Source organism: Nocardiopsis sp. CNT312 (assembly GCF_000515115.1).
In the GTDB taxonomy this organism is placed as follows: Bacteria; Actinomycetota; Actinomycetes; order Streptosporangiales; family Streptosporangiaceae; genus Nocardiopsis.
This window is the reverse complement of record NZ_AZXF01000016.1, coordinates 37,673-52,676: the sequence shown is the minus strand read 5'-3', so window position 1 is coordinate 52,676 and position 15,004 is coordinate 37,673. Positions and strand designations below refer to the sequence as shown.

The 15,004-nt window shown below is 73.1% G+C and carries 16 protein-coding genes; 5 read left to right on the top strand and 11 right to left on the bottom strand.

The features are described from left to right. Positions 1-10: 10 nt before the first annotated feature. The 3 genes from B042_RS0107345 to B042_RS0107335 are packed head-to-tail and all read left to right on the top strand — an operon-like array spanning position 11 to position 4,580. Positions 11-1,000 carry a MoxR family ATPase gene (locus B042_RS0107345; RefSeq protein ID WP_028647746.1) on the top strand — a complete coding sequence of 330 codons (990 nt, stop codon included), beginning with the start codon at positions 11-13 and terminating at the stop codon, positions 998-1,000. Next, positions 997-2,253 carry a DUF58 domain-containing protein gene (locus B042_RS0107340; protein WP_028647745.1) on the top strand — a complete coding sequence of 419 codons (1,257 nt, stop codon included), beginning with the start codon at positions 997-999 and terminating at the stop codon, positions 2,251-2,253. The genes B042_RS0107345 and B042_RS0107340 overlap by 4 nt, the downstream gene beginning before the upstream one ends. Further along, complete coding sequence (locus tag B042_RS0107335; RefSeq protein WP_369797683.1) at positions 2,250-4,580, top strand: transglutaminaseTgpA domain-containing protein; 2,331 nt, start codon at positions 2,250-2,252, stop codon at positions 4,578-4,580. The genes B042_RS0107340 and B042_RS0107335 overlap by 4 nt, the downstream gene beginning before the upstream one ends. 136 nt (positions 4,581-4,716) lie before the next feature. Here B042_RS0107335 and B042_RS0107330 read toward each other — a convergent pair whose 3' ends face one another. The 11 genes from B042_RS0107330 to B042_RS22245 all read right to left on the bottom strand — a co-directional run bounded on the left by B042_RS0107330 (position 4,717) and on the right by B042_RS22245 (position 13,823). Beyond that, a complete protein-coding gene (locus tag B042_RS0107330; protein ID WP_028647743.1) occupies positions 4,717-5,124 on the bottom strand; it encodes a DUF3040 domain-containing protein in 408 nt (135 codons plus the stop codon). Between the two features lie 245 nt (positions 5,125-5,369). Further along, positions 5,370-6,656, bottom strand: coding sequence for a DNA polymerase IV (dinB, locus tag B042_RS0107325; protein WP_197024195.1), 1,287 nt, complete (start codon positions 6,654-6,656; stop codon positions 5,370-5,372). Between the two features lie 49 nt (positions 6,657-6,705). Further along, positions 6,706-7,497, bottom strand: coding sequence for a methyltransferase domain-containing protein (locus tag B042_RS0107320; protein WP_028647741.1), 792 nt, complete (start codon positions 7,495-7,497; stop codon positions 6,706-6,708). 40 nt (positions 7,498-7,537) lie between these two features. Then, a complete protein-coding gene (gene nusB, locus B042_RS0107315) occupies positions 7,538-7,951 on the bottom strand; it encodes a transcription antitermination factor NusB (RefSeq protein ID WP_028647740.1) in 414 nt (137 codons plus the stop codon). After that, positions 7,951-8,511, bottom strand: coding sequence for an elongation factor P (efp, locus tag B042_RS0107310; RefSeq protein WP_028647739.1), 561 nt, complete (start codon positions 8,509-8,511; stop codon positions 7,951-7,953). The genes nusB and efp overlap by 1 nt, the downstream gene beginning before the upstream one ends. A gap of 137 nt (positions 8,512-8,648) precedes the next feature. Continuing rightward, a complete protein-coding gene (gene aroB / locus B042_RS0107305; protein WP_028647738.1) occupies positions 8,649-9,752 on the bottom strand; it encodes a 3-dehydroquinate synthase in 1,104 nt (367 codons plus the stop codon). 13 nt (positions 9,753-9,765) lie between these two features. Then, the gene (locus B042_RS22250) at positions 9,766-10,281 is read right to left on the bottom strand and encodes a shikimate kinase (protein ID WP_051415532.1); all 516 of its coding nucleotides are present in this window, start codon (positions 10,279-10,281) and stop codon (positions 9,766-9,768) included. 115 nt (positions 10,282-10,396) lie between these two features. Beyond that, positions 10,397-11,578 (bottom strand): chorismate synthase, encoded by a 1,182-nt coding sequence (aroC, locus tag B042_RS0107295; RefSeq protein WP_028647737.1) that lies wholly within the window; start codon positions 11,576-11,578, stop codon positions 10,397-10,399. 45 nt (positions 11,579-11,623) lie between these two features. Continuing rightward, positions 11,624-12,523: an A24 family peptidase gene (locus B042_RS0107290; RefSeq protein ID WP_028647736.1), complete on the bottom strand. Its 900-nt coding sequence runs from the start codon at positions 12,521-12,523 to the stop codon at positions 11,624-11,626. 74 nt (positions 12,524-12,597) lie between these two features. Beyond that, positions 12,598-13,305, bottom strand: a complete 708-nt coding sequence (locus tag B042_RS0107285) for an SseB family protein (RefSeq protein ID WP_028647735.1) — start codon at positions 13,303-13,305, stop codon at positions 12,598-12,600. Positions 13,306-13,346: 41 nt separating this feature from the next. Continuing rightward, a complete protein-coding gene (locus B042_RS22245) occupies positions 13,347-13,823 on the bottom strand; it encodes a MarR family winged helix-turn-helix transcriptional regulator (protein WP_036554247.1) in 477 nt (158 codons plus the stop codon). Positions 13,824-13,965: 142 nt separating this feature from the next. Here B042_RS22245 and B042_RS0107275 point away from each other — a divergent pair, with 142 nt between their 5' ends. After that, positions 13,966-14,508 (top strand): YceI family protein, encoded by a 543-nt coding sequence (locus B042_RS0107275; protein ID WP_028647734.1) that lies wholly within the window; start codon positions 13,966-13,968, stop codon positions 14,506-14,508. 90 nt (positions 14,509-14,598) lie between these two features. After that, positions 14,599-14,904, top strand: a complete 306-nt coding sequence (locus tag B042_RS0107270) for a DUF2470 domain-containing protein (protein ID WP_028647733.1) — start codon at positions 14,599-14,601, stop codon at positions 14,902-14,904. The last annotated feature ends 100 nt before the right edge of the window (positions 14,905-15,004 follow it).

The window sequence follows — 15,004 nt, the reverse complement described above, 5'->3', positions numbered from 1 at the left end:
GGAGGGTCTCGTGTCACTCGGCACACAGCACGGCGGCCAGGGGGGCGTCCACACGGATGTCGGCGCGGTCGTCGCCGCCGCCGACCGCATCCGCCACGCCATCGGAACCGTCATCGAGGGCAAACCGGAGCTCCTGCGCATCGCGCTGACGGTGCTCCTGGCCGAGGGCCACCTGCTCATCGAGGACGTCCCCGGCGTCGGCAAGACCATGCTCGCCAAGGCGCTCGGCCAAGCGGTGGACTGCTCCGTGCAGCGGATCCAGTTCACCCCCGACCTGCTGCCCAGCGACATCACCGGCGTGAACGTCTACCACCAGGACCGAAACGCGTTCGAGTTCAGCCCGGGGCCGGTGTTCGCCAACATCGTGCTGGGTGATGAGATCAACCGCGCCTCCCCCAAGACCCAGGCCGCGCTCCTGGAGTGCATGGAGGAGCGCCAGGTCAGCGTCGACGGCCGCTCACGCACCCTGGAACGGCCCTTCATGGTGGTGGCCACCCAGAACCCGTCCGACATGGAGGGCACCTACGCCCTCCCCGAGGCGCAGCGGGACCGGTTCATGGCCCGCGTGTCGGTCGGCTACCCCGCGCCCCAGGCCGAACTGGACATGATCGACTCCCACAGCGCCCGCTCGCCCCTGGCGGACCTGGCACCCGTCTCCACCTCGTCCCAGATCCGCCACCTGGCCGAACAGGTGGGCGCGATCCACGTCGCGCCGGGCATGCGCCGCTACGTCGTCGACCTGGTCAACTCCACGAGGACCAGCCCCGACCTGCACCTGGGCGCCTCCCCCCGGGCGACCCTGCACCTGGTGCGCGCCGCCCGCGCCTACGCCGCCCTGGACGGTCGGCACTACATCGTTCCCGACGACGTCCAGGCACTGGCGGTCCCCGTGCTCGCCCACCGGCTCATCCTGGCCCCCGAGGCGCGCATGGAACGCATGAGCGCCGAGCAGGTGGTCGCCAAACTGGTCTCCCGCCTCCCCGTCCCCGGACCGCAGTGACACCGGCGACACCCGACGGCCGGACGCACCGCACCCTCACCGTCCGCGGCTGGACGATGCTCCTCCTGGGCGTCGTCTCCCTGGTGGCGGGGGTGCTCATCGGGCAGCGCGAGATCGTGGGCCTGGGGGCCCTGCTGACGGCCGTGCCGCTGGCCGCGGCGGCCACGGTGGCCGGCACCGCCGCACGGATCACCCAAAGCCGGGCAATACGCCCCCCGAGGGTGCCCGCCGGACACAACGCACGCGTCCTGCTCCGTCTGGGCAACATCTCCCCGATGTGGGCGGTGGCCTCCGTGTTCCTGGAGGACGCCCTCCCCGTCCCGCTGGGCGGGGCGCCCCGGTTCACCCTCGGCCGCCTGGCCAGGGGCGCGGTACGCGACGTGACCTACTTGGTGCGCCCCACCGTACGCGGCGGCTACCCGCTGGGGCCCCTGCGCGTGGAGGTGGTCGACCCCCTGGGGTGCGTACGCGTCACCCGCTACGTGGGGGCGCCCTCCCTCCTGCTCGTCACCCCTGTGACGGTGCCCCTGGCCCCGGTCGGGGCCGCCGACGGCTCCCAGAGCGGGGACGCCCCGCGCAGCGCGGTATCCAGCGCGGGAGAGCAGGACCCCGTTCCGCGCGAGTACCAGCACGGCGACGACCTGCGTCGCGTGCACTGGCGTTCGACCGCCAAACACGGAAGGCTCATGGTCCGCCGCGACGAACAGCACCGGCGCGAGAGCAGCGTGGTGCTCCTGGACACCCGGGCCCCGGCCCACCTCGGGGCCGGGCCGCACGGCTCCCTGGAGACCGCGGTGGGCGTCGCGGCCTCGGTCTCCGCGCACCTGACCGGCCTGGGCCACGACCTGCGCCTGCACACCGAACTGGGGCGTGTGCACACCCCCTCCTCCGGCAGCATGCTGGACGCGCTGGCCGTGGCCGAGCCCTCCGACATGACCGGCCTGCTGGGCTCGATCGACGCGCTCGGCTCCCACCACGGCGAACCGCCCGACATGGTCGTGGCCGTGCTCGGGGCCATGACCGCCGAAGAGGCCGCGGCCCTGGCCGACCTCTCCCGCGGAACACGCGTGGCGGTGCTGTGCACCCGCGCCGCCTGGCCCTCCGCCGACGCCCCGCACGGCACCGCGCGGGTCCTGGAGTCCGGCGGCTGGCACGTCCTGCTCGTCGGCGACCTGAGCGAACTGCCCGACCTGTGGCGGGGGGTCGCCTCGACCGCGAACACACCCACCGCCCTCGGGAAGGGACCGCGTTGAGAGCCCTCATGCCCCTGGCCGTCCTGGTCGCCCTGCTCATGTCCCTGCCCCTGCTGGGCACGGTCGTGACGGGCTCCGGCTGGTGGGCGGCGGCCGCGGCCATGATGACCGCCGCGGCCGCCGCCTCCGCCCTGTACCGGCTGAGCGGCCGGAGTTCCCTCGCCGTGCCGTTCCTCCAACTGCTCGCGGCGGGCGCGGTCGCCACCCCGCTGTTCGCGGCCCACACCGGCTGGCTGGGCCTGGTCCCCACCGGCGAGACCGTTTCGGCCCTGTACCTGCTCCTGGACCAGGGGATCGACGACATCGACTTCAGCCCCCCGCCGGTCACCGCCTCCACCGGGGTCATGTTCATCACGGCCCTGGCCTTCACCGCGCTCACGGTGGCGGCCGACTTCCTCGCGGTGACCGCGCGCTGCCCGGGACTGGTCGGGGGGCCCGTCCTCGCGATCCTGGCGATCCCCCTGACCGTGGACGACACCGGGGTGGGCGCCGGAGCGGCGGTGAGCGCGGCCACCGGCTTCCTGCTCCTGCTCGCCGCGGACATGTGGCTGCGGGGCCGCCAGTGGGGCACGCGCGTCCCGGACGGCTCCGGCCCCTCCGTACGGCTCCTCAACGCGCTGCGACGCGCCGCGGTCGTCACCGTGTCCATCGCGGTGGCCGCGGCGGCATCACTGGTGGTACCGCTGTCGATCCCGTTCCTGGGCAGCGGCTTCCTCTACCTCATGGCAGAGGGGGTCAGCCAGGGACCGAGGGGACCGGAGGTCATCACCACGACCAACCCGATGTCCTCCCTCGAACGCAACGTGCTCTCGCTCTCCGACGATCCGGTGCTGACCTACAGCACTGACGCCGAGAAGCCGGAGTACCTGCGCACCCACGTCCTGGACGAGTTCGACGGCGTGAACTGGACGATGTCACCGGTCGACGCCGAGGAGGAGCGCCGGGTGCGCGGCGCCCTGCCGCTGCCGACGGACTGGCGGTCCGGCACCGGAGGGGACACGGTCTCCACCCGGATCTCCCTGGACCCCGACACCCCGCCGATGGACTTCCTTCCGGTGCCCTACTGGCCGCGCGCCCTGGAAGCGCCCGGAGAGTGGTACACCGCCCCGGAGACCCTCGCGGTGTTCACCACCGAGAGCGGGAGCACCGGCCTCAACTACACGGTGGTGTCGGCGACGGACGAGCCCTCGGCCGCGGAACTGGCCGCCACGGGTCCGGCCCGTTCGGCGCCGCAGCACTATCTCTCGCTGCCCGAGGCCCTGGACCCGCGCGTCGCGGACCTGGCCGAGGACGTGACCGAGGGTGCGGACTCGCCCCACGCTCAGGCCATCGCCCTCCAGGAGTTCTTCACGGGTGATTCCTTCACCTACACGCTGGAGCCCTCCCCGGTGCCCGGAGGCCGGGACCTGCTCACCCACTTCCTCCTGGAGGACCGCACGGGCTACTGCCAGCACTTCGCCGGTGCCATGGCGGCGCTGGCCCGTCACCTGGGCATCCCCGCCCGGCTGGCCACGGGCTTCACCCCGGGCGAGCGCTCCGAGGAGGGTCACTGGACGGTGACCCGGGCCGACGCGCACGCCTGGCCGGAACTGTACTTCGAGGGCATGGGCTGGATCCGGTTCGAGCCGACCCCGAGCAGCCCCGACGCGCAGGGAACGGCCACCGTGCCCGACTACACCTCCGACGATCCGCCGGAACGGGACCCGGCGGAGGAGACCGAGCGCCCCGAGGCCTCGGAGACCGGCACCGACCGGGAGAGCGCCCCCTCAGCCGACGAGAGCGGCGGGGCGGCCGGGGACGGGGCGACCGCCTCCCCCTCGGCCGCCTTCGGGCAGGACACCGACCGGGGCGTCCCCTCCTGGCTGCCCGCGGTGGGAGCGGCCCTGGCCGCCGTACTGCTGCTGTCGTGCCTTCCCGCGCTGGTCCGCGCCCTGCTGCGCGGATCACGCGCGGCCGCCCTGTCCTCGGGCCCGCCGACGGCGGCCACGCACGCCGCCTGGCGGGAACTCTGCGCCACCTCCACAGACCTGGGGATCCCCTGGGACCCTGCGGAGAGCCCCCGTGCCACGGCCGCGCGCCTGACGGCGACCACCGATCCGCCCGCTCCGGCCCGCGACGCGCTGCTGCGCCTGGCGCTGGCGGAGGAAGCGGCCCGCTACGCCCCCGCCCCCGCCCCCGTCCACGGCGTCGGCGCGGACCTGCGCACGGCCTGTGCGGCGCTGGCGGCGGTCTCCTCCCGGTGGGACCGGGCGAGGGCCCTGCTGCTCCCTCGCTCACTGGCCCCCTGGCGGCGGGGGACGCCGCGTCCCGCCCCCTCCCCCGCCTGAGCCGGCCCGCCGGGCACCGTGCCCTAGCGCAAGGGCGGCCGAAGGCCTCCTAGAGAGACGGACCACGACAGCGGCGGGGTCCACACCAAGGGTGTGGACCCCGCCGTCGAGGTCGTACGCGAACCCGGCTCGGAGGCTACTCCTCGCCCTCCTGGCGACGACGCCAGCGCTCCTCGAAACGGTTCATCATGCCCGGACGGCCCTCACCCTTGCGCTTGCGCTTGCCCTCGGCCGCGGGCGCGGCGGCCTCGGCACCGCCCGCGGGGGACTTGCGCCAGGCGTTGGCGCCCCACAGGACGCAGGCCAGCATGGTGAGGAAGCCGGTGACGCTGATGATGACCTGCATGACCGGGTTACCGATCAGAAGGCCCGCCAGCAACAGGACGACACCGATGAAGAACCCGAGTACGGCTTTGATGATCCAGCGCTTGTAATGGACCGCGGGGTTCGTGTGCCGAACGGTGTTCGCGAACTTCGGGTCCTCGGCATACAGCGCCTGCTCGATCTGGTCGAGCATGCGCTGCTCGTGTTCAGAGAGCGGCACGGCGCCTCCCTACGACAGTCCCCGGTTGGGGTGACGGGTACTGATCAACAGTCTCTCGGTCAGTGATATGCCCAGAATACGGTGCGCTAGCGCCCACTGGAAAGAAAAGCTGTGTGCTCACCTGGCCCACATGGGGCACGGTACCCACACCCTGTATCGGAAACACCGGCTTACATGCCTCTCTCGCCCCGCCCGACTCCGGTCCTCTTCCTGAGAACGCTCAGGACCACCAGGAAGTTGCCGCATCATACGTCGTTTTCGTCACGCTTGGCCAATGCCGCCGACTGTACCGCCCCCGGCCCGAAACGCGCCGCCACACGATCCACCGCACGCTCCACCTCACGCCACCCCGTGCCCTCTTCTCCCAACACCAACTGGCGGGGCGCCCGTTCCTCGGAGACGACCCCCTCGACCCGCACGCCGACCAGCCGCAGGCGGTCCCGCCCGAGCCCGGCAGACTCGTAGAGCTCACGCGCCACGGCGCTGATCTCCCGACCCACGTCGGTGTGCTCGGGGAGCGTGCGCGACCGCGTGATGGTGGAGAAGTCGGCCCTGCGCAGTTTCACGCTAACCGTGCGCCCCACCTGCCCCGAGGACCTCAGGCGCCTGCCGACCCTCTCCGACAGCCGCAGCAGCTCGCGGTGGATCACCTCCGGGTCGCCCACGTCCGTGTCAAAGGTCTCCTCCGCCCCGACGCTCTTGTCCGGTGCCCCCGGTACCACGGGGGTCCGGTCCACCCCCCGTGCCAGCTCCGACAGCCTGGTGCCGGCCCTGTCCCCCAGCTCCCCCCGCAGCAGTTCGGGATCGGCGCGGGCCAGCACGCCGACCGTGCGCAGCCCCAGCCGCGCGAGCGTGCGCTCGGTCTTGTCGCCCACGCCCGGCAGGGCACCCACGGGAAGGGGGGCCAGGAACGAGGGGACGTGCTCGGTGGGCACCAGCAGGAGGCCGTCCGGTTTGCAGTGTGTGGAGCCGAGCTTGGCGACGAACCTGGTCGCGGCCACCCCCACCGAGCAGGTGAGCCGCTGTTCGTCGCGCACCCTGCGCCGGATCATCGCCGCGATGCGCACCGGGCCTCCCAGCCTCCTGCGGGCCCCGGACACGTCCAGGAAGGCCTCGTCGAGGGAGAGTTGCTGCACCAGCGGCGTCACGGACCGCAGGAGTTCCATGACGGACTCGGAGACCTCCCGGTAGGCGGCGCCGTCGGGTGGGCGGACCACCGCTTCCGGGCACAGGCGCAGCGCCCGCGCCATGGGCATCGCCGAGTGGACGCCGCGTGCACGGGCGAGGTAGTCAGCCGAGGAGACCACACCGCGCGGACCGGTCCCGCCGACGATGAGGGGACGCCCCCGCGTGCCCGGGTCGCGCAGCCTCTCGACACTGGCGAAGAAGGCGTCCATGTCCAGGTGCAGGATGTCGCATCCGGCGTCCGGGCCGCTCCCGTCCCCGGGGAACTCCTCCCCCAGCGCGGCGATGCCGCCGGAGGAGACCATGCCGCGCAGCGCGGCACCGCGTTCGAGCTGGCGTCGGCTCATGGCCCCGGACCCCCTGTTCGGCCCGGCTCGACCGGTGCGGAGGCGGGGCTCACGGCCGCTGGGCGACCACGTGGAGCTGTGTGGCGATCCCGACCAGCTCCGGGTGCTCGGCGGCGGCCTTCTCCAGCTCCACCAGGTGCTGTCCGGCGTGCGCGTCGCCCTCCCAGGCGTGCCCGGGCAGGAGGTCGGCGAACACCCGGACCCCGCGCACGCTCTCCGCCGTTAGTCCGGCCTCGGCGACCACCTCCAGGAGCTGGTGGCGGGTGAAGCGGCGCGGCATCGGGTCCTTGTCGCCCCAGCGCCCCTCGGGGTCGGAGAGCAGGCGCGCAGCCTCGGGAATGTGCCCGGACAGCGCCCGGTGCAGCGCTCCGGCCACCGTGTTGGCGGCCAGCACGCTGACCGCGCCGCCGGGGCGGATGAGGCCGGCCACGTCGCGCAGCGCCGAGGTCGGAACGTCCACGTACTCCAGCACATTGTGCAGCAGAACCAGGTCGGCGCTGCCTGCGGGGAAGAGCGAGGCCAGGTCCCCCGTCTCGCCCTGGACACCGCGCACCGTGACGCCCTGTTCGGCCGCCCGGCGCTCCATGGCCGCCAGGGAGTCGGGGCTGGGCTCGACCACGGTCACCCGGTGGCCGAGTTCGGCCAGCGGTACGGCCGCACCGCCGGTCCCGCCCCCCACGTCGACGATGTGGAGCGGATCGGCCCCCGCACCGAGGCGGGTCAGCAAGCCCTCTAGCGCGTCCCACACGACCGCCGTCCGTGCGGCGTTGGCCGCCCGCCCCGGGCCGGTCGCACCGCCCGCCGAGCCGCCGGTCGTGCTCGCGCTGGTCGCGTCAGTCACCTGTGTCCCCTCGTGGTCGCCGTCGCCGACGCGCCCCGGGTCAGAGGGCGAGCGTCGCCTTGTTCTCCATCAAGCGTGACAGAAGTCCGCTGACGAAATTGGGTGACTCGTCGGTGGACAGCTCCTTGGCCACACCGACCGCCTCGGCGATCGCCACACCGTCGGGGATGTCGCTCGCCCACAGCAGCTCGTAGGCGCCCATCCGCAGGATGTTGCGGTCGACGACGGGCATGCGCTCCAGGGTCCAGCCGATGGCGTAGTCGTCGAGGAGTTCGTCGATCCGCGCGCGCCGATCATCGATCGACCGTGCCAAGTGCTCGGTGAACTCGTTGATCGGCGGCTCGGGCTGGGCGAGGCGGCGCTCGATGACCTCGTCCACCGGGATGCCGCGCACCTCGGCCTCGTAGAGGACCTCGACCGCGCGCCGCCGTGCCTTGCGCCGTGCCCCGCTCATCAGTTCGCTCGGCCCAGGTAGTCGCCCGAGCGGGTGTCGACCTTGACGCGCTCGCCGGTGGTGATGAACAGGGGCACCTGGATGGTGGCACCGGTCTGGACCTCGGCGGGCTTGGTGCCGCCGGTGGAGCGGTCGCCCTGGACGCCCGGGTCGGTGTGGGTGATCTCCAGCTCGACGGCGGCGGGCAGCTCGATGTAGAGCGGGTTGCCCTCGTGGGTGGCCACCGTCACCTTGGTGTTCTCCAGCAGGAAGTTGGCGTTGTCGCCGACGACGGCCGCCTCGACCGGGATCTGGTCGAAGGTGTCGCCGTCCATGAAGATGAAGGACTCACCGTCGTTGTACAGGTACTCCATGTCCCGGCGGTCGACATCGGCGAACTCGATCTTGGCACCGGCGTTGAACGTCCTGTCGACGATCTTGCCCGTGAGGACGTTCTTCAGCTTGGTGCGGACGAACGCGCCGCCCTTGCCCGGCTTGACGTGCTGGAACTCCAGGACGTTCCACAGAACGCCGTCGATTCGCAGGGTCTTGCCGTTCTTGATGTCGTTCGTCGTGGCCACGTCGGTCGTCTCTCCAAGGGGTATGCACGTCGGGGACCGGAGCGCGCGGGCGCCCCGATCGCTCGTCGGGATGCGGGGTGCGTGCTCTGGCGGGTACCGATCGCGCCGTCGTCCGGAGCCGCCCCCTACGTGGCAGTCTAGTGGCTCTGCGGGGCCGGGGCGTCGCCCGTGACCGCACGGTAGGCAGCCTCCAGCAGTTCGGGCGCCGGACCGCTGAGGATGGCGGGTGCGGCCGGGCCGTCCAGGACCACGAAGCGCAGGGTGGCGCCGCGGGCCTTCTTGTCGACGCTCATCGCCGCGCGCAGCTCGGGCCAGGACTCGGGTGCGTAGGAGACGGGCAGGCCCACCGAGGACAGCAGCCGCCGGTGGCGTTCGACCAGGTCGGCATCGATCCGGCCGTCGAGGCGAGCGAGTTCCGCGGCGAAGACCATGCCGATGGAGACCGCGTAGCCGTGCCGGAAGGTGTAGTTCTCGGCGCGCTCGATCGCGTGTCCGAGGGTGTGGCCGTAGTTGAGGATCTCGCGGCGACCGCTCTCGCGCAGGTCGCCGGAGACGACATCGGCCTTGACCCGGATGGCGCGCTCGATGAGCTCACGGGTGTGCTTTCCCTCGGGGCGGGCCGCGCCCTCGGGGTCGTCCTCGACCAGGTCGCAGATCACCGGGTCGGCGATGAAGCCGGCCTTGACCACCTCGGCGAGGCCGCCGATGTAGTCGGCCCCGGGCAGGCTCGGCAGGGTGGCGAGGTCGCAGAGCACCCCGGCCGGGGGGTGGAAGGCACCCACGAGGTTCTTGCCCTCGGGGGTGTTGATGCCGGTCTTGCCGCCCACGGCGGCGTCGACCATGCCCAGAAGCGTGGTGGGCACCAGGACCGAGCGCACACCGCGCAGCCAACTGGCCGCGACGAACCCGGACAGGTCGGTCGCGGCACCGCCGCCCACGCCGACGATCGCGTCGCTTCGGGTGAAGCCGTGCCCGCCCAGGCGGGACCACAGGTCGGCGGCCACCGCCGAGGTCTTGGCGGCCTCGCCGTCGGGCACGGGCATGGGGCGGACCGTGTACCCGGCCCGCTCCAGCGCCCCCGTGACCGGCCGGGCGATCTCGCCGAGGCCCTCGGGGTGGACGACGGCGACCTGGCGGGCCGCCGGTCCGACCAGTGCGGGCAGTTCGGCGAGGACCCCGCTGCCCACGACCACCTCGTAGCGGCCGCTGGAATCCCCCACGCCGATGCGGGTCGCGCTCACTCTCACTCCTTGATCAGTACCGGTCTGTGTCGGGTCCGCGCGCGGCGCCCAACCCCTCCACGATCGTGTCGACGATCTCCTCCGGGTGCAGGCCGGTGGTGGGCACGGTGACCGTGGCCAGGCCCTCGTAGACGGGAAGGCGCTCGTTGAGGAGCTTCCTGAGCCTGGTGCGGGGGTTGCCCGCCAGCAGGGGGCGGGCGACGTCCATGCCGACGCGCTTGGCGGCCTCACCGAACTCCACCTGGAGGTAGACCACGTGGTGGTCGGCAAGGTCGGCCCGGGTGGCCTCGTTCAGCACGGCGCCGCCGCCGACGGCGATCACGCCCTCCCACGCGCGCAGCCCCTCGGCGACGACCCTGCGTTCCAGGGCGCGGAAGTGCTCCTCCCCGTCCTGGACGAAGATGTCGCCGATGGGCTTGCCCGCGAGTTCCTCGACCTCGGTGTCGGTGCACAGCAGCTCGACACCCAGGCGCTCCGCGAGCGCCCGGCCCACGGTGGACTTGCCCGATCCGGGTGATCCGATGAGCACCGCGATCGCTTTGGCCACGCTTTCCTACCCAGCCTCGCCGCGGCCCCGCCACAGCGGGGCCGCCGTCGTTCGTTCGTGCCTGCTCGTCCTGTGCCCGCCCCACCGCGGGCCGGGCTCACCTGACGGTGAGCGAGTCCATGTAGCCCTTGAGGTTGCGCGCCGTCTCGGCCACCGAGTCGCCGCCGAACTTCTCCACCGCGGCCTCGGCCAGGACCAGGGCGACCATGGCCTCGGCGACCACCCCGGCCGCCGGGACCGCCGTGACGTCGCTGCGCTGGTGGTCGGCCCGGGTGGGCTCGCCGGTCCCGATGTCGATGGTGTCGAGCGCGTTGGGGACGGTGGCGATGGGCTTCATCGCCGCGCGCACCCGCAGCGGACCGCCGGTGCTCATCCCGCCCTCGACGCCGCCGGCGCGGTTGGTGCGGCGCCGCACGCCGTCGGGGCCGGGCTCGATCTCGTCGTGTGCGGCCGATCCGCGGCGCGCGGCCGTGCGGAAGCCGTCCCCGACCTCCACGCCCTTGATGGCCTGGATGCCCATGAGGGCGCCGGCCAGGCGGGCGTCGAGGCGGCGGTCCCAGTGCACGTGGCTGCCCAGGCCGGGGGGCAGGCCGTAGGCCAGGACCTCCACCACCCCACCGAGGGTGTCGCCGGACTTCTTGGTGTCGTCGACCTCCTCGACCATGCGGGCGCTGGTCTGGGGGTCGAAGCAGCGCACCGGGTCGGCGTCCACGGCTGCCAGGTTCTCGGGGCGGGGCTCGGCGGCGTCCTCGGGCACCGAGACCGTCCCCATGGACACCACGTGGCTGAGGATCTCCACGTCCAGCGCCTGGCGGCAGAACCGCCGGGCGACCTCGCCGATCGCGACGCGGGCGGCCGTCTCCCGGGCGCTGGCGCGCTCCAGGATGGGCCGGGACTCCTCGTGGCCGTACTTCTGCATGCCGACGAGGTCGGCGTGCCCGGGCCGGGGCCGGGTGAGCGGTGCGTTGCGCGCCATGCCCTCCAGTTCCTCGGCGGGGACGGGGTCGGGCGACATCACCTTCTCCCACTTGGGCCACTCGGTGTTGCCCACCTCGATCGCGACCGGCCCGCCCTGGGTCAAGCCGTGTCTGAGGCCTCCGATGACGGAGACCTGGTCCTGTTCGAACTTCATCCGGGCACCACGTCCGTACCCGGCGCGGCGGCGGAGCAGTGCGGCGGCGATGTCGTCAGAGGTGACGGACACACCGGCCGGAAGGCCCTCCAGAATCGCGACGAGTGCCGGTCCGTGGGACTCCCCAGCGGTCAGCCAGCGCAACATGTCCTCGATCCTTTCACGGATCCGGGCGGGATGCGGCACCCGGGTTCACGGTTGCGGGAGGAGGGGTCCGCCGACGAGAACGGTGGCCAGGGCGGCTGCCAGCAGGAACGGCCCCAGGGGGAAGGGGTCGCTCCGGCTCCGGCGGCGCAGCGCGACAAAGGCCACAGCGACGAGGCAGAAGGCGGTGAAGGCCCAGAAGACGGAGGCAAGGGCGCCGAGCGGCCCGGCGGCCCAGCCCGCGTACAGGCCGGTGAGACCGGACAGTTTGACGTCGCCGAACCCCATGCCCCTGGGGTGGATCCACCACATCAGCCACAGCAGGACGGCGATGAGGACCATGCTCACCAGCGCGTCCCCGGCCGCGGCGAGGTCGGGGCCGCCGGGGGCGGTGAGGACGGACCCGCCGATGAGCAGGGCCGCCACCGGGTAGGCGGGGGCGACGATGGCGTCGGGCAGGCGCATGACCCGCAGGTCGACGGCGGAGAGCGGGACACCGACCGCCACCAGCCAGAGCACGGCCGGGGCGGACAGCGGCGAGGCGTCGTCGTGCAGGAGGGCCAGGGCGCCGGTGAGGGCGAAGAGCACCGCGGTGGCCGCGACGACCCCGGCGTGGGGGCGGACGGTCACCGCGCAGTGGGGGCACACTCCCCGCCGCCGGAAGGCGGGCGCGGCGACGGCGGGCAGGCCCCGGACGAAGGGCAGTTCCGTCCGGCAGTGCGGGCAGCGCGGGGGCGGCGGCCCTCCGCTGTCCCCGCTGTCCTCCTCGGGGCCGGGCGGGGCTTCCCGGGTCCCGGTGGCGGGGACGGGGGCGGGGTCCACCGCCACGAAGAGCGGCACGAGGCGTCCCGTGGCCACGCCGACGGCCGCCCCGCACGCTCCGAGGAGCAGGACGAGGGCGCCCGCCCAGACCTGGGGCGGGACTGCGGAGAGGCTGGGGGTCGGCATACCTGGAAAGCTACCTTCGGAGGTGCTCCGGCGACAGGGGCGGCGACGGCCTGTGGACGGGCCGCCCCGCCGGCTCAGTCCCCGTCGGGGCGGGCCCGCACCACCGCGCTGAGTTCGATGTCTCCGGGCAGGACGTGGCCGAGTTCGGCCCTCAACCGCTCGGCGACCCGCTTCAGCACGGCGTCGTCGCGCTCGTCGAGTTCGAGGCGGATCCCGAGGTCGGCCCGCTCGGAGTCGTGGACGCGCACGCGCCCGATCCCGGGCTCGGCGTGGGTTACGCGGTAGATCAGGGCCAGGACCTGGGGGTCGTCCTTGGGTTCGGGGACGTGGCCGTGTTCGGCGAGCACTCCGAGGAAGGACCCCTGAACGGTGTAGGGGGTGGGGCCGGAGACGTCGAGGACGAGGGCGTCGGCGCCCTCGTCGACGGCGGCGCGGCAGGCCTCCTGGGTGGTGAACGGTACCGGTCGGGCGTCCGGTCGCCAGCGGCGGAGCGCGTCGACGCAGGTGAAGGCGAGCACGCCGCGGCGGCCGTCCCTGCCGGTCATGACGGGGACGGCGACCTCGCTGGACTTGTCCTTGGTGAGGCCGTCGGCGCCCTCCCCGGTCTCGGTGGCCACGGCCACGACGGGGACCAGGACCCGGGAGCGGGCGAGCGCGGAGAGCACCTGGCGGTCGCCGGTCTCACCGGCCGCGTGCTCGCGCAGGCGCGCCTGGACCTCGGGGTCGGCGCCGCCGTCGTCGTCGCGGAACCTCTGGGCTCCGATGATGGATGGTCTGCTCACGTCCCCGACCCTACCGGCGGTCAGGACGCGGTGGCCGGGGCTCAGCCGGTCCGCCTCTCCTCCAGCGCGGGGGCGCTCCGGCTGAGACGGTCGACGATCGCGCCGAGCTGGGAGGTCTGCTCCTCGCCCAGCGGGGCGAACAGCAGGCGGCGCACCAGGGCGGCGTGGCCGGGTGCGGCGCGCTCCAGCAGGTCCAGGCCCTCACCGGTGAGGACGGCCCACAGTCCCCGCCGGTCCTCGGAGCAGTGGATCCGGCGCACGTATCCGGCCGCCTCCAGGCGGGCAACCTGGTGGGACAGGCGGCTCTTGGAGACGATGACGCACCGGGCCAGGGTGTGCATGCGCAGGCGGCGCCCGTCGGCCTCGGAGAGGTGGACGAGGATGCCGTACTCGACGAGGGAGATCCCGCACCGGGAGCGCAGGTCCCGCTCCAGCGCGCCGTAGAGCGCCGCGTTGGCCCTGAGGAAGCCGCGCCAGACGCGCTGCTCGTCGGCGTCGAGCCACACCCCGCTGCCCATGGGCCCATTCTATCGCCGCCGCCCCGGAGTGTGACCGGAGCCACGACGCCAATTGCCTTCCTAGGAAGATATTTATTGGCTACCTTGTTCCTGAAAAGCAGAAGGGCCCGTGCCGGGCCCGCCCAACCGTGAGGAGACAGCCATGGCAGCCCAGGAGCTCAAGGCCGGGACCTGGAAGATCGACACCGCCCACTCGGTGGTCGGATTCTCCGTCCGCCACATGATGGTCAGCAAGGTGCGCGGACGCTTCGAGACCTTCGACGCCGCCCTGACCGTGCCCGAGGACCCCACCCGGGCCTCGGTCACCGCGACCGTCGACGCCGCCTCCCTCAACACCGACAACGCCGACCGCGACGCCCACGTCCGCTCCGCCGACTTCTTCGACACCGAGAAGCACCCCGAGTTCTCGTTCCGCTCCACCGGAGCCGAGGCCGCGGGCGAGGACTGGATCCTCAAGGGCGACCTGACGATCAAGGGCACCACCCGCCCCGTCGAACTCACCCTGGAGTTCAACGGGTCCACCATCGACCCCTACGGCCTGCTCCGCGCAGGCTTCACCGCCTCCGCCGCCATCAGCCGCAAGGAGTTCGGCGTCGACATCGAGATGCCGATGGACGGCGGCGGCGTGGTCGTCGGCGACAGGATCACCATCGACATCGACGCCGAGTTCACCCACCAGGGCTGAGCGTCGTCCGGGCCGCGGACGCCTGGGTATCGTCGGCGGGGGAGGGCACGCGCCCTCCCCCGCTCGCGTTCCCAGACCACGGGAGGTTCCGTGCCGTCCGATCCCTTCTCCCCGTCGGTCGTCGACGCCGTCACCGCGCACATGAACGGCGACCACCCCGAGGACACCCTCGTCATCTGCCGCGCGCTGGGCGACGTCCCCGAGGCCACCGCCGCCCGGATGACCGGCCTGGACGGCGAGGGCGGCGACTACGCCGCCACCGTCGACGGCACCGAACGGGCCGTGCGCATCCCCTGGTCGGCACCGCTCACCGAACGGGCCCAGATCCGCGCCGAGGTGGTGCGCATGTACGAGGAGGCCTGCGCGAGACTCGGCCTCACCCCACGGGGCCACTGACCGGCGAGACGGACCGACGCGCCCTCGGTGCCCCGACGGGAACTCCGACGGTCCGCACGGAGTCCAACACAGCGGGGAGGGCCGAGCTCCCGCCCCGGAC

Excerpts from the sequence above, each read along its gene's own strand:
- dinB (WP_197024195.1), bottom strand. The coding sequence starts at position 6,656 with ATGAGCCGACGCCAGCTCGAACGCGGTGCCGCGCTGCGCGGCATGGTC.
- nusB (WP_028647740.1), bottom strand. The coding sequence starts at position 7,951 with ATGAGCGGGGCACGGCGCAAGGCACGGCGGCGCGCGGTCGAGGTCCTC.
- aroC (WP_028647737.1), bottom strand. The coding sequence starts at position 11,578 with ATGTTGCGCTGGCTGACCGCTGGGGAGTCCCACGGACCGGCACTCGTC.
- B042_RS0107290 (WP_028647736.1), bottom strand. The coding sequence starts at position 12,523 with ATGCCGACCCCCAGCCTCTCCGCAGTCCCGCCCCAGGTCTGGGCGGGC.
- B042_RS22245 (WP_036554247.1), bottom strand. The coding sequence starts at position 13,823 with ATGGGCAGCGGGGTGTGGCTCGACGCCGACGAGCAGCGCGTCTGGCGC.
- B042_RS0107275 (WP_028647734.1), top strand. The coding sequence starts at position 13,966 with ATGGCAGCCCAGGAGCTCAAGGCCGGGACCTGGAAGATCGACACCGCC.